The sequence below is a fragment of the Mycobacterium paragordonae genome (assembly GCF_003614435.1).
GTDB lineage: Bacteria > Actinomycetota > Actinomycetes > Mycobacteriales > Mycobacteriaceae > Mycobacterium > Mycobacterium paragordonae.
Genome location: NZ_CP025546.1, coordinates 3,801,454 through 3,815,667, shown reverse-complemented (window position 1 = coordinate 3,815,667; position 14,214 = coordinate 3,801,454). Strand labels below are relative to the sequence as shown.

The 14,214-nt window shown below is 67.7% G+C and carries 13 protein-coding genes; 6 read left to right on the top strand and 7 right to left on the bottom strand.

All coding sequences use genetic code 11. From position 1 onward, the window contains the following. Positions 1–63 precede the first annotated feature (63 nt). Positions 64–1,605: a molybdopterin-dependent oxidoreductase gene (locus tag C0J29_RS17380; RefSeq protein ID WP_120793075.1), complete on the top strand. Its 1,542-nt coding sequence runs from the start codon at positions 64–66 to the stop codon at positions 1,603–1,605. Between the two features lie 3 nt (positions 1,606–1,608). On the opposite strand, the gene C0J29_RS17375 is transcribed toward C0J29_RS17380, so the two are convergent. Continuing rightward, a complete protein-coding gene (locus C0J29_RS17375) occupies positions 1,609–1,809 on the bottom strand; it encodes a hypothetical protein (RefSeq protein WP_065049211.1) in 201 nt (66 codons plus the stop codon). Between the two features lie 56 nt (positions 1,810–1,865). On the opposite strand from C0J29_RS17375, the gene cobN reads away from it, so the two are divergent. Further along, the gene (cobN, locus tag C0J29_RS17370; protein WP_120793074.1) at positions 1,866–5,450 is read left to right on the top strand and encodes a cobaltochelatase subunit CobN; all 3,585 of its coding nucleotides are present in this window, start codon (positions 1,866–1,868) and stop codon (positions 5,448–5,450) included. Between the two features lie 25 nt (positions 5,451–5,475). Here the strand turns inward: cobN and C0J29_RS17365 are convergent, their stop codons facing one another. From C0J29_RS17365 to C0J29_RS17350, 4 genes are read right to left on the bottom strand one after another with little or no spacing between them, the layout of a single operon-like run. Next, positions 5,476–6,279, bottom strand: a complete 804-nt coding sequence (locus C0J29_RS17365; protein ID WP_065163298.1) for an SDR family NAD(P)-dependent oxidoreductase — start codon at positions 6,277–6,279, stop codon at positions 5,476–5,478. Between the two features lie 13 nt (positions 6,280–6,292). After that, positions 6,293–6,931 (bottom strand): TetR/AcrR family transcriptional regulator, encoded by a 639-nt coding sequence (locus C0J29_RS17360; RefSeq protein ID WP_120793073.1) that lies wholly within the window; start codon positions 6,929–6,931, stop codon positions 6,293–6,295. After that, on the bottom strand, positions 6,918–8,063 hold the full coding sequence (locus C0J29_RS17355) for a sulfotransferase family protein (RefSeq protein WP_120793072.1): 1,146 nt from the start codon (positions 8,061–8,063) through the stop codon (positions 6,918–6,920). Before C0J29_RS17355 ends, C0J29_RS17360 begins: the two co-directional genes overlap by 14 nt. Further along, complete coding sequence (locus tag C0J29_RS17350; protein ID WP_120793071.1) at positions 8,060–9,262, bottom strand: DUF1214 domain-containing protein; 1,203 nt, start codon at positions 9,260–9,262, stop codon at positions 8,060–8,062. Before C0J29_RS17350 ends, C0J29_RS17355 begins: the two co-directional genes overlap by 4 nt. 170 nt (positions 9,263–9,432) lie before the next feature. Here C0J29_RS17350 and C0J29_RS17345 point away from each other — a divergent pair, with 170 nt between their 5' ends. Then, positions 9,433–9,822: a PPOX class F420-dependent oxidoreductase gene (locus C0J29_RS17345; protein WP_065049200.1), complete on the top strand. Its 390-nt coding sequence runs from the start codon at positions 9,433–9,435 to the stop codon at positions 9,820–9,822. Between the two features lie 6 nt (positions 9,823–9,828). Continuing rightward, positions 9,829–10,692: a type 1 glutamine amidotransferase domain-containing protein gene (locus C0J29_RS17340; RefSeq protein ID WP_120793070.1), complete on the top strand. Its 864-nt coding sequence runs from the start codon at positions 9,829–9,831 to the stop codon at positions 10,690–10,692. Here the strand turns inward: C0J29_RS17340 and C0J29_RS17335 are convergent. Next, positions 10,689–11,213, bottom strand: coding sequence for a hypothetical protein (locus C0J29_RS17335; protein WP_065049196.1), 525 nt, complete (start codon positions 11,211–11,213; stop codon positions 10,689–10,691). The genes C0J29_RS17340 and C0J29_RS17335 overlap by 4 nt on opposite strands. Continuing rightward, entirely contained in the window at positions 11,210–11,902 is a 693-nt protein-coding gene (locus tag C0J29_RS17330; protein ID WP_065049193.1) for a dienelactone hydrolase family protein, read from the bottom strand. Before C0J29_RS17330 ends, C0J29_RS17335 begins: the two co-directional genes overlap by 4 nt. Before the next feature lie 72 nt (positions 11,903–11,974). Here C0J29_RS17330 and C0J29_RS17325 point away from each other — a divergent pair, with 72 nt between their 5' ends. Together C0J29_RS17325 and C0J29_RS17320 are read left to right on the top strand one after the other, a co-directional pair. Next, on the top strand, positions 11,975–12,490 hold the full coding sequence (locus C0J29_RS17325; RefSeq protein WP_065049191.1) for an FxsA family protein: 516 nt from the start codon (positions 11,975–11,977) through the stop codon (positions 12,488–12,490). A gap of 107 nt (positions 12,491–12,597) precedes the next feature. Next, entirely contained in the window at positions 12,598–14,130 is a 1,533-nt protein-coding gene (locus C0J29_RS17320; RefSeq protein WP_120794790.1) for an amidohydrolase, read from the top strand. Positions 14,131–14,214: the final 84 nt, after the last annotated feature.

Below are 14,214 nucleotides of genomic sequence, written 5' to 3'. Positions count from 1 at the left end.
ATCCTATTCGATTGCTTTACAACGGTTTACGCTGTTATGGCGGCGACGCTGTAAAGTAGTCCGATGGTCGGGAACCCTTCGAATGAGCGGATGCTTGCCGGGGTCGCGGCCGCGGCCGTCGCCCTCGGTGTCGCCCAGCTCGCGAGCATCCCGTTCGGTGGGCGGGCCGATGCGCGGACCGCGGTCGGTTCTGCAGTCGTCGACCTGACACCCGGACCTGTCAAAGAGTGGGCGATCCAGACCCTCGGCACGATGGACAAGCCCTTCCTGGCCGTCGTTGTGCTGATCGTGATCGCGGCACTTGCGGCGATCGCCGGGACCCTCGAGACTCGGCGCCGTCCGCTCGGCAGCGCTCTGATCGCCGCCGGGGGTGTGCTCGGATGTGTCGCCGTGCTGTCGCGGCCGGGTGGGACGGCACTGGACACCATCCCCACCATCGTCGGCGCCGCCTGCGGCGTGGTGACCCTGCGCCTGCTGACCCGTCGGCTCGAGCCGGACGCGCAGGGCCCCGAAGACGGCACCGACCAGGCGGATGCCGGCAGGCGCAGGCTGATCGTGCTGGGTGTCCTCGGATTCGGAGTCGTCAGTGGGGTGGCGGGTGCCGTCATCGCGCGGTTGGCGCACTCGGTGGCGGCCGACCGCAGAACGTTCGTCCTCCCCACACCACGCTCATCGGCACCACCGATACCCGCGGAGGTGCAACCGAAAGGGGTTGCGCTCCCGAGCTTTATCACACCGAACACCGACTTCTACCGGATCGACACCGCACTCAGCGTTCCGCAACTCGGTCACCGCGACTGGCGCCTGCGCATCCATGGCATGGTCGACCGCGAAACCACTTACAGCTTCGACGACCTCGCCCGCTTCGACATCATCGAAACCGTGGCGACACTGACCTGTGTATCGAATCCCGTTGGTGGAAAACTGATTTCGACGGGAATCTGGACGGGTTACCGGGTGGCGGATCTGCTGGCGGCGGCCGGTGTGCACAAGGACGCCGATATGGTGCTCTCGACTTCGATCGACGGCTTCACCGCGGGTACGCCGGTAACGGCCCTCACCGACGGCCGCGACGCGCTGCTGGCGGTCAGCCTCAACGGTCAGCCGCTGCCGGTCGAACATGGCTATCCGGCCCGCCTGGTGGTGCCCGGACTCTACGGCTACGTCTCGGCCACCAAGTGGGTCGTCGATCTGGAGCTGACTCGTTTCGACAGGGCGCAGGCCTACTGGACACGGCAGGGCTGGGCCGCGCAGGCGCCCGTGAAGACAGAGTCCCGGATCGATGTGCCGAGAGGCGGTCAGCAGGTGCCACTTGGGCCGGTGGTTTTCGGGGGAGTCGCATGGGCGCAGAACCGTGGCGTGCGGACTGTCGAGGTGCGCATCGGTGACGAGGATTGGCAGCCCGCCGAGCTGGGCGCGAGCTACTCCAACGAGACCTGGCGGTTGTGGAGCTACCGGTGGCTGGCGAAACATCCCGGCAAGCAGACCATCACCGTGCGGGCGACCGACAACACCGGGGCGGTGCAGACACAGCAGCGGGCTGATCCGGTTCCCGACGGCGCAACCGGTTGGCACTCGGTGAGCTTCTCCGTCTCGGAGAAGTAGCGCCTACTTGGAAGACAGCTTGCGCCAACTGAATACCGCAATCGCGACGCCGATCAGCGCCGTGATCGGACCGATGACCGACCAGGTGGTGGTGTTGCTCATCGGACTACCGCCGAGCACTCCGAATCCCTGCAGGGCCCAGATCAGGCCGAATAGCGCGACGATCAACCCGACCGCGAAGGTGACGATGAAACCCCTGCTCATACCGGAACCCTACGTGCCGATTCGGTCGCCGAGGGGCGCTGCGGTACGAATGAGGGGTGGCTGAGCCGACCGTCCTGTTGCTGTCGACGTCCGACACCGACCTGATCAGTGCCCGCTCCAGCGGAAAGAACTACCGGTGGGCCAACCCGGCGCGACTGTCCGAGGTCGAGTTGCCCGAGCTGCTCGCCGAAGCCTCCATCGTGGTGGTGCGGATCCTCGGCGGCTACCGCGCCTGGGAGGACGGCATCGAAACGGTGCTGGCCAGCGGGGTGCCCACGGTGCTGGTCAGCGGCGAGCAGGCCCCGGACGCCGACCTGACCGGTCGCTCCACCGTTGCGGCGGGCATCGCCGTGCAGACGCACATCTACCTGGCGCACGGGGGTGTGGACAACATCCGCCAGCTGCACGCGTTCCTGTCCGACACCGTGCTGATGACCGGATTCGGGTTCACGCCGCCGGTGGCGACACCCACCTGGGGGGTGCTCAAACGCCAAGACGTCGACAGCGACGGTCCGACGATCGCCGTGCTCTACTACCGCGCCCAGCAGCTGGCCGGCAACACCGCCTACGTCGAGGCGCTGTGCCAGGCGATCGAGCGGGCGGGCGGGCGTGCGCTGCCGGTTTACTGCGCGTCGCTGCGCACCGCCGAACCAGCGTTGCTGGACACTCTCGGTGCGGCGGATGCGATGGTGGTCACCGTGCTGGCCGCCGGCGGAGTCAAGCCGGCCGCGGCGTCGGCCGGGGGAGAAGATGACAGCTGGAACGTCGAACACCTTGCGGCGCTGGATGTTCCGATCCTGCAGGGGCTGTGTCTGACCAGTTCCCGGGCGCAATGGAGTGACAATGACGACGGCCTGAGCCCGCTCGACGTCGCCACTCAGGTCGCGGTGCCCGAGTTCGATGGGCGCATCATCACAGTCCCGTTCTCGTTCAAGGAGATTGACGACGACGGGTTGATCTCCTACGTTGCCGACCCGGAGCGCTGCGACCGGGTTGCGGGCCTGGCGGTCCGGCACGCGTTGCTGCGCCGTATCGGCCCCGCCGACAAGCGGGTGGCGCTGGTGTTCTCGGCATATCCCACCAAGCACGCGCGCATCGGCAACGCCGTCGGCCTGGACACCCCGGCGAGTGCGGTCGCCCTGTTACGGGCCATGCGGGACGCCGGTTACCAGGTGGGGGATCTGCCCGGTGTCGAAGCCGGCGACGGCGACGCGCTGATCCACGCCCTGATCGAGCGCGGCGGACAAGACCCCGACTGGCTCACCTCGGAGCAGTTGGCCGCCAACCCGATCCGGGTGTCGGCGGCCGACTACCGCAAGTGGTTCGCCACGCTGCCCGCTGAGCTGACCGACGCGGTGACCCGGCACTGGGGTCCGCCGCCCGGGGAGCTGTTCGTCGACCGCAGCAGCGACCCCGACGGTGAAATCGTGATCGCCGCAATACAATCCGATAACCTGGTGCTGATGGTGCAGCCGCCGCGCGGATTCGGCGAGAACCCGGTCGCCATCTATCACGATCCCGACTTGCCGCCCAGTCACCACTATCTGGCCGCCTACCACTGGCTTTCCCAAGACTGTCCGGGCGGCTTCGGGTCGCACGCGATCGTCCACCTGGGCAAGCACGGCAACCTGGAATGGCTCCCCGGCAAGACGCTCGGCATGTCGGCGGCCTGCGGATCCGACGCCGCGCTCGGCAACCTGCCGTTGATCTACCCGTTCCTGGTGAACGACCCCGGCGAGGGTACCCAGGCCAAGCGCCGCGCGCACGCGGTGCTCGTCGACCACCTCATCCCGCCGATGGCCCGCGCCGAAACTTACGGCGACATCGCCCGTCTGGAGCAGCTGCTCGACGAGCACGCCAACGTCGCCGCCCTGGATCCCGCGAAGCTGCCCGCCATCCGCCAACAGATCTGGACCCTGATCCGGGCGGCCAAGATGGACCACGATCTGGGCCTCACCGAACGTCCGGAAGAAGACACCTTCGACGACATGCTGCTGCACGTCGACGGTTGGCTCTGCGAGATCAAAGATGTGCAGATTCGCGACGGCTTGCACATTCTGGGCCAGAAGCCGACGGGCGAAGGCGAACTCGATCTGGTGCTGGCCATCCTGCGCGCCCGCCAGCTCTTCGGCGGCACACATGCGCTGCCGGGCCTGCGCCAGGCGCTGGGCCTGGCCGAGGACGGCACCGACGAGCGCACGTCCGTCGACCAGACCGAGGCCGCCGCGCGCGGACTGATAGCAGCCATGCAGGAATCCGGCTGGGACCCGGAGACGGCCGATCGACTCACCGACAACGCCGACGTCGCGGCGGTGCTGCGCTTCGCGGCTACCGAGGTGGTTCCGCGCCTGGCCGGCACCGGATCCGAGATCGAACAGGTGTTGCGGGCGCTGGACGGGCGGTTCATCCCGTCGGGCCCCTCGGGGTCACCGTTGCGCGGCCTGGTCAATGTGCTGCCCACCGGCCGTAACTTCTACTCGGTCGACCCCAAGGCGGTGCCGTCCCGGCTGGCCTGGGAAGCCGGTGTGGCGCTGGCTGATTCGCTGCTGCAGCGCTACCGCGCCGATCACGGACAGTGGCCGCAGTCGGTCGGCCTGTCGGTGTGGGGCACCTCGGCGATGCGCACCGCGGGCGACGACATCGCCGAAGTGTTGGCGCTGCTGGGGGTCCGGCCGGTGTGGGACGACGCGTCGCGACGCGTCGTCGACCTCGCTGCGATCCCGTTGGCCGAGCTGGACCGGCCCCGGATCGACGTCACCGTGCGGATTTCCGGGTTCTTCCGGGACGCGTTCCCACACGTCGTCACCATGCTGGATGACGCGGTCCAACTCGTCGCCGCGCTCGACGAGCCGGATCAGGACAATTATGTCCGCGCGCACGCGCAGGCCGATCTCGCCCAGCACGGTGACCAACGGCGATCCACCACAAGGATTTTCGGGTCCAAGCCGGGCACGTACGGCGCGGGACTGCTGCAGCTGATCGACAGCCGCAACTGGCGCGACGACGCCGATCTGGCGCAGGTGTACACCGCCTGGGGCGGATTCGCCTACGGCCGCAACCTGGACGGCCGTGAAGCGGTCGACGACATGAACCGGCAGTACCGCCGAATCGCGGTGGCCGCCAAGAACACCGACACGCGCGAACACGACATCGCCGACTCCGACGACTACTTTCAGTACCACGGCGGCATGGTCGCCACCGTGCGCGCGCTCACCGGACAGGCCCCGGCCGCCTACATCGGCGACAACACCCGGCCCGACGCCATCCGCACCCGAACACTGTCGGAGGAGACCACCCGCGTGTTCCGGGCCCGCGTGGTCAATCCGCGCTGGATGTCCGCCATGCGGCGGCACGGCTACAAGGGCGCGTTTGAAATGGCCGCCACCGTGGACTATCTGTTCGGCTACGACGCGACGGCCGGGGTGATGGCCGACTGGATGTACGAGCAACTCAGCGAGCGGTATGTGCTGGACCCGGAGAACCGGAAGTTCATGAACGAGTCCAATCCGTGGGCGCTGCACGGCATGGCGGAGCGACTGTTGGAAGCCGCCGGCCGGGGCATGTGGGCCGAACCGCAACCCGACACCCTCGACGGGCTCCGGCAGGCACTGCTGGAAACCGAAGGCGACCTCGAGGGTTAACCCGCGTCTGCTCGCGCAGGGAAAGTCACACGAAGTCGGAGCCGCCGTCCACGTTCACCGTCGCCCCGGTGACATACCCGTTACGCCGCGACGCCAGATAGGCGGTGATTGAGGCGATCTCCTCGGGCAGCCCCGCGCGACCGAGGTCGCAGGGTTGATGGAAGTTGTTGTCGATCCAGGTCATCACGTCCCACGGGTTGGTCGCATCGAGACCGTCGGCGGCCAGAATATCCTTGAGGTTCTCGGTGAAGCTGGCCGTCACAATCGTCCCCGGGCACACGCAGTTCACCAGAATGCCATCCTTGGCAAGGCTTTTCGACAAGTTCTTGGTGATACTGGCCAGCGCTGCCTTCGACGCGGTGTACGCGACCAGCCGCGGGCTCTGCCGTTGAATGGAGTGCGCTGCCAGGGTGACGATCCGGGCCCAGTCAGCAGACCGCAGCAGCGGCAGCGCCGCACGGATCGATCGCACCGCCGACATCGTTCCGAGCGCAAACGTCGCGTCCCAGTCGGCGTCGTCCATCTGCTCGAAATAACCGTCAGCCGGCCCGATGGTGTGTACCACGCAGTTCAGTCGTCCCCAGCGCTCGGCGACTTCGTCGAAGCCGGCGGCGATCGAGTCGGCGTCGGCCATATCCACGCTGATCCCCACCGCCTCCGGCGCGCCGGCTGACTTTAACGACGCCACGGCCGCGTCGAGCGCCTGCTGACCGCGGGCCATCACCGCCACCCGGGCGCCCTCGGCCGCCAGCGTCTCGGCGATCGCCAGCCCCATACCTTTACTGCCGCCGGTGACCACCGCGGTCGATCCGGCAAAACCCAGATCCATAACGCCTCCTTCGTTAAAGGTCCACACCCAAGCCGCGCAAACAGAACCGGACAATGCGATCGCGGAGGTCGCCGGGCTCACAGTCACCGGCTGTCCAGTGCCGGTCGATACCCGCCCACACCACGCCGTGGATGAACTGTGCGCCGGAGTCCGGTTCCACGCCGCGAAACATCCCGCGCCGCAGCCCGCTTTCGATCACCTCGCGCAGCGGTAGCAGCATCTCGGCGTAGGCGGATTGAATGAGGTGCGGTGCGCCCGATGTCTGGGCCTGGGCCTCCAACGACAGGCGCCTGAGGTCGGTACGCACCGTATCATCGAACGCCAGGTCCAGGCGTCCGTCGACCCATGCCCGCACCGCATCGATTTCCGTTGCGGCAGAACCCATTCGGTCCCGCAATCGCTGCGCCTCGGCCCGCGCCGAGTCCAGGAACACCGCGGCCACCAGTTCGTCCTTGGAGCCGAAATGCCGGTAGAAGGCGCGGGTGCTCAATCCGGCTCGGTGCAGCACCGCGGCGATGCTGATGCCCCCCACGCCGTCCTCCCGTAACGCGGTCGACGCGGCGGCCAGGATTGCGCGACGCATATCCGGGTCAGGGGCCAGCTTGTCCCGCCGCCGCGTTCTCGCGGCCGTCGTCTGATCAGCCGGTGGCATCGTAGGTGGCGAGATAGTCCGCGAACCGCTCCCGCACGCCTTCGGGAGTCAGGCCGTAATCGGTCAGGTCGTAGTCGTGGGCGCCGCGCGAGCCCGGCCGGTGTCCCTGGGCCCACTGCTGCACTGCCGCCGGCGAAGCGTCGGTGAACGTCAAACCCAGTGACTGGTAGCTGTTTTGCACGGTGGTGACCGGGTCCGTCTGCAGGTCGGAGAATGAGACGTCGGCGAATCTGTCATCGCCCACCCGCCGGCGGAAATCCATCGCGCGGCGCACGGCTTCGGCCCAGCTGTCGACCTGCTCCGTGCCGAGTTCATGGGCGTCGTCGCGGTCGCTGCTCCAACTGCGGACGTAGTGGATCAGGCTGCACACCGAACCCATCACCTTCGCCGGATCGCGATGACTCCAAAGGAATTTCGCGTTCGGATACGCCTCGACCAGCGCGTCAAGGGCGAACATGTGCACCGGCGTCTTGAGGTGCCACAGGTTCGGCGGGCAATGCCACTGCAGCAGCTTTAGCACCCGACGGTGAAAGACATACGTCTCGCCCATGTCACAGTCCATCAGCCACGCCAGGTAGGCCGGCGCGCGTACGGCACCGTCGAAATGGAAGGTCCGAAAACTCATCCCCATCAGGTCCTGGCATTCGGTGGGCGCTGTGGCTTCGGAGTTGTAGAGCGTCTTCATCAACGGGAACATGTCGTCGAGCATCTTGAGTCCCGCCTCGGCCTGCGCGATGCGCGGATCATCATGCTGCGTAGCGGATTCCGGCGGCGGAGTAGGAGCTTGGGATTCCCACATCCGCAACGAGCGGAACTGCGGATCGGCCGCCACCAGTTGGCTCAGCGCGGTGGTGCCGGTGCGGGGCAATCCGATCACGAACACCGGTCCGCCGACCACCTGCTCGTCGATTTCGGGATGCTGTGCGTAGGTGTCCTCGACCTTGAGGCGCTGGATCAAGGCGTTGCTGATGGTCGCGTGCTGAATGACGCGACCGATCTCGTTGAGATCGGCCTCGGCGTTCAGCGCCTCGACGATGCGTTCCAGGCCCTCCCGGTAGTAAGGCGAGCCGAAATCTTCCAAACCCGTTGCGGCGCGGGCGCCGTCTTCCAATTCGTCCGCGTTGAACGTCACCGTCCGAACCTCTCCAGTACGGCGGTTCGCCGCGCCGCCAGCACGGCTGCCCGCTGTTCGATGGTCACTGTCGCGGTGTCCGGTGGCAGCGCCGCCAGCACCTCGCCGACCGGCACGACGCGAGTCGTCGGCGTCGGCGCCGTCTCGGTCCGCACGCAGCGCAGAATGATCGGGCCGTTGCTGTGTCCCGCGGTGTCCAGCCAGTTGAACACCCCCGGGTCCTCGGCGCACAGCACCACCCGGACGCGGCCGTCGGAATCCACCGCCGCCTGATAAGCGTTCAGACTCGACTGGTGCCGGCCGTAGTGAATGGTCTCCCACCACGGGTTGCCGATCGAGAAGCTCCAGTAAATGCCTTCGGGCGGTTCGACTTCCACGATCAGCGCCTCGCCCGGTTGCAGTTCCCACCGCCCGATCACCGGCCGGTTCTCCGCGGCCGCCCCCATGTCGCTGCGGTCGATGGGCGGCAGGAATCCGTTCACCGGCGCCGCCGCGCCGAACTGCAGAAAGAACGCCAGGTTCTCGGTCACGAAGTCGCCGAGCGCCACCACCTGCCGCGACAGTGCGCCTTGCGCATCAACCGGGCCGCCGTGAGCCGCGACCGGCTCACCAAGCCGCTCGATCCGCAGCGACGAGGCCACCTCGCTGTCCCAGTCGTAAAAGAAGTGCCGCACCGTGAAGGTGGGATGGTCGCCCTCGATGCGCATCCAGTTTCCGGGCCGCTCCTCAGCCGACAGCACCACCTCGAAATTGCCGTCGGCATCGGCGTCCAGTTCGTCGACCAACGTGTTCGCGGTCGACGCAATGCCATTCATGGTCTGCAGGCCCACGTAGCGGGCGGTGCCGCGGTTCCCGGACACCCGGTAACTTTCGCCGCCACGCAGGACCGCCCGGGTATAGATGCAGTCCGGGCACTCCATGCCCCAGGTCAGTACGTCATCGGTGCTGGTGCGCTGTACCCGCAGCACCGGATCCGGGTCGAACCGCAGCACTTCGTCGATCCCGGCGGTGAGCAGAACCAGCAGATGCCGCATGCCGGCGGTGAGATCAGCCCGATTCCGGTTCGCGGCATCGGACTGCACCTTGTCGGCGGCGGTGCCGAGCCGGTCCAACAGATACGACCAGGCCTGCCCCAGGCCCCGGGTGTCGCCGTTTTCTGACGATGCCGCCTCTGCGATGGAAAACGGCAACCACGCCACCGAACCACTCCTTAAATGAAAATATTGTTTTCACTTAACGCGACTATCGCAGTCCGCCCAAGCGGCTGTCAACGGCCGATCCCGCGAGCAGACGCGAAATCGCACCCGGAAGGCCCTCCGAGTGCGATTTCGCGTCTGCTCGCCAGGCGACCGCCAGGTAAATTGACACCGTGACACCCACCTTCGCCGACCTGGCCAAAGCGCAATACATCCTGCTCACTACGTTCACCAAAGACGGCCGGCCCAAGCCGGTCCCCGTGTGGGCGGCATTGGATAAGGACCGCGGCGACCGACTCCTGGTTATCACCGAAGGAAAGTCGTGGAAGGTCAAGCGAATTCGCAACACGCCGCACGTGCAACTGGCCATCTGTGACATGCGCGGCCGCCCCAAGAGCGAATCTGTCGACGGGACCGCGGCCATACTCGACAAATCGCAGACCAAGGTCGTCTACGACGCGATCGGTCAGCGCTACGGCATCATCGGCAAGGTCTTCAACCTGTTCAGCAGGCTACGCGGCGGCATGGAAAACAACGTGGGCCTCGAGCTGCGAGTGCCCTAGCAATCCGTGAGCACGATCCTGGTCCCCATCCCGGACCGCGACTTCGACCCGACTGAGGTCGCGGTCAGCTGGCAGGTTTTGACCACGGCGGGACACCGGGTGGTCTTCGCCACCGAGAGCGGCAGACCGGGCGTGGCCGACGACATCATGGTCACCGGGCGCGGGCTTGATCTCTGGTCGCGGCTGCCCCTGGTCGGTGGTGTGTCGGTGGTCGGTCGCGCGTTGCGAGCCAACAAAATCGCTCGCCACGCCTACGACCAGATGCTGCGCTCCGAAGAGTTTCAGCACCCGACCAGCTGGGCGCACGCCACGCTGGATGCGATTGACGCGCTGTTATTGCCGGGCGGTCATCGTGCCCGCGGGATGCGCCGCTACATCGACAGCGCCGTCCTGCAAGCCCTTGTCGCCGAGGCGTTCAAGCGCGGGGTGATCGTGGCCGCGATCTGCCACGGCGTGCTGCTCGCCGCCCGCAGCGTCGATCCCGACACCGGGCGTTCGGTGCTGTACGGACGCAAGACCACGGCGCTGACGTGGACGATGGAGCGCACCGCCTGGCAGCTCACCCGACGCACCCGGCTGTGGGACCGCGACTATTACCGCACCTACACCGAGCAACCCGGCCAAGGCGCCGGCTATATGTCGGTGCAGGCAGAGGTCACCCGCGCGCTCGAAAAGACCGGTGACTTCCGCGATGTCGAACGCGGCTCACCGCGTTGGTGGCTGAAGAGCTCCGGTTTGGTCCGCGACACCGCAACCGATTCCAGGCCGGCATTCGTCGTCGACGACGGCAACTATCTGTCAGCCCGCTGGCCCGGCGACACGCACACCTTCGCGCGGGCCCTGTCGGCCAAGCTCAAAGCCTCGACTTAACCCGTAGCGGCGCCGTAGCGCTGCCACCACTGATACAGCTCGCCCAGGTCCGGCCCGCCGTTGACCGTTGCCAACAACAGCTGGGAGTCGCGGGTCCATGCGATAACGGTCTGGTCGTCCACGGTGCCGCACGCAATCTTGCCGCCGGGGTTGGTCAGGTGAGGTCCGTAATTCCAGGTGCCGGGCGATGCGTTCCCGTCCGGACACGGTGATAGCGACATGCCCGCGGCGCTCACGTAGAAGTCCGCCGTCAATGCGTCCATCGAGTCGTAGTGGGTGAAACGCGCGTAATCCGGCGTATCGGTGTGCATGTCATCCGTGCAGTCCAGACTCGCGAGCGCGGCGGGAAAGGCATTGTCTGCCCGGGTGCAGGAAGCGGCGGTATATCCCGGCGGCAGCAGGGCGATGACCTGCTGCTCGGCTTCGGTGAACTGCTCGGCGCCGGCCCGGCCGGGTGCGATCCCGACCAAGACCGTGACCAAAGCCAGGGCAACCGAGCCGGCCCACCGCGTCCGGGTCATCCCAGGTGCTCGCCGAAGAACGCGAACACTCGGCGCCAGGCGTCTTCGGTCGCGTCGTCGTCGTAGCCGAAACCCGTGACGCGCAGCAGCGGCTGACCGGGCAGCTGGTTGGCGAAGCTGTGCCCGGCGCCGCGGTAGGACTTGATGTCGGCGGTGATGTTCTTGGCCGTGGTCACTTTGCGCAGTCGCTCGGCCGCGCCGATCCCCAGCGGGTCGCGGCTGCCGAAGCTCGCCACGATCGGGCACGCACCGTCCAGCGTCTCACTGAGCTTGCGCGGCAGCGGGGTGCCGTAGAACGGCGCGGATGCGCCGAAACCCTTGGGCGACAAGACAAGAGCAAACTGCCCGCCCATGCAGAAGCCGGCGATGCCGACCCGTCCGGAGCATTCCGGCAGGCCCAGCAGATGCTCGCGCGCCGCCATCACGTCATCGATGGCGGGGCCGTGTTTGGTCAGCACGTCACGCATCACCCGGGTGATGCACCGCGCCCGGCCGCCCCGCGCATACAGGTTCGGAGTGAGCGCCACGTAGCCCGCTCGAGCCACCCGTTGTGACACCGCCTCGTTGTCCGGCCCGTAGCCGATCGCGTCGTGGACTATCACCACGCCGGGCCAGGGACCCTCACCGGAAGGAACATTCAACAGGGCATCGATCGGTCCGGCGGGTGTGTTCAGCTCAATCGTCGTCATAGCGTCATCTAACTGCAGCCGGGGCGCGACCGTTCACGGAACTCCATCGTGCGTCGCAGACGTTGGCCTCACATGGTTGGACGGCTGTTTCTCATTTACGCCGTCGTCGAGCTCATGGTCACTATCGGGCTGGCGGCGGCGATCGGCGTCGGCTGGACGGTAGTGGTGCTGCTGGGCACCCTCGTCCTGGGACTGGGTCTGGGGGCCCCGATGGGCGGGCTGCAGCTCACCCGGCAGTTCATGCAGCTGCGAACCGGCGTCCAGGAACCGCGCACCGCACTCAGTGACGGCGCGCTCACCGCGCTGGCCACCGGGCTGGTCGTGGTCCCGGGTCTGGCCACCACCGTGTTGGGCCTGTTGCTGCTGGTGCCGCCGATCCGGGCCGCCGCGCGGCCGGCTCTCACCACCGTTGCGCTGCGTGGGTTCCTCCGCCGAGTCCCGCTGCTCGGTGCGGACGCGACCGGTCTGGCCGATCGCCGCACCACCCCGGACGACCGGGACTACATCGACGGCGAGGTGATCGACGTCATCGACGGCGAACCACCGATCCTGACTTACTCTCCGCGCCCGGACCAGCCGCCCCGCTAGCGCGGTCCCGGGGCTTCCCGCCCGGCATCTAGGGTTTTGCCGTGACGTCTACCACGCTGCTCGTGAACGGCCGGGTGCACAGTCCGAGTCATCCCGACGCCACCGCGATGGCTGTGCGCGGTGATGTCATCGCCTGGCTGGGCAGCGATGAGGTGGGGCGTCGTCAATTTGCCGATGCCGACGTCCAGGATCTCGACGGTGCGTTCGTGGCGCCCGGCTTCGTGGACAGCCACATCCATGTCAGCGCAACGGGTTTGGCCATCAGCGGACTGGATCTACGGGCGGCCGGTTCCCGGGCTCAGTTTCTGCAGATGGTTGCCGACTACGCGGCGGCTCACCCGGGACGTCCGGTGTGGGGCCATGGTTGGGACGAGTCGGGGTGGCCGGAGAACACCGTGCCCGGCACCGACGACCTGGACCGGGTGCTGGGTGACCGTCCCGCCTATCTCACCCGGATAGACGTGCATTCGGCGCTGGCGTCCACCGCGTTGCGGCGGCTGGTCCCCGACCTGCCCGCCGCGGCCGGGTTCGCCGCCGAGCAACCGCTGACCGGTGATGCGCACCACCGGGTCCGGGCGGTCGCCCGCAGCCTGCTGAGCGACGACCAACTCACCGAAGCCCGCGTCGCCGCACTCGAGGCGTTGGCCGCGTCGGGCGTCGTGGCAGTCCACGAATGCGCCGGACCGCAAATCGGCGGGCTCGACGATTGGCTCGCACTGCGCCGTCTCAACGCAGGGGTCGAGGTGATCGGGTACTGGGGAGAGCCAGTGACCACCGCCTCCGCGGCCCGCACCCTGATCGCCGAGACCGGCGCCCGCGGGCTGGCCGGCGACCTGTTCATCGACGGCGCGCTGGGGTCCCGCACTGCCTGGTTGCACGAACCCTACGCCGACGCTCCCGGCTGCACCGGCACCCGCCATCTCGACCCGGCGGCGATCGACGCGCACGTCCGCGCGTGCACCGAGGCCGAGGTGACGGCCGGTTTCCACGTCATCGGCGATGCCGCGGTCTCCGCGGTGGTGGACGCATTCGAACGGGCGGTGGACGACTTCGGGGTGGCTGCCGTCGCTCGTTGCGGACACCGGTTGGAGCACCTCGAAATGGTCACCGCCGACCAGGCCGCCAAGCTTGGAGCCTGGGGCGTCATCGCCAGTGTGCAGCCCAATTTCAACGCGCTGTGGGGCGGCAGGGACGGCATGTACGCCCAGCGACTTGGCCCGGCCCGAGGTTCAAGGCTCAACCCGCTGGCGCTGTTAGCATCGCAAGGCGTGCCCCTCGCCTTCGGCTCTGACGCGCCCGTCACCGGTTTCCAGCCGTGGGCCGGAGTGCGCGCCGCGATTCATCACCGCACACCCGGCAGCGCGGTCTCGGCCCGGGCGGCATTCGCGGCCGCCACCCGCGGCGGCTGGCGGGCCGGCGGCGTCCGCGACGGCGTGTCCGGCACCCTGGTCCCCGGCGCTCCCGCCTCGTATGCGGTATGGGACGCCGGCGTGCTCGACGTCAGCGCGCCCCGCGACGCCGTCCAACGGTGGTCCACCGACCCGCGTTCCCGGGTCCCCGCGCTGCCCCGGCTGGACGAGAACGAGCCGCTGCCGCAGTGCCGGCAAACCGTGCACCGGGGTTCGGTCATTTATGGCTGACGGCACGCCAGACCCAGAGCAAACAACGGATGATTCGCTGGACCCCGAACCGGACCAGTTGCCAGCGGCTCGCCCCGGCGTTCC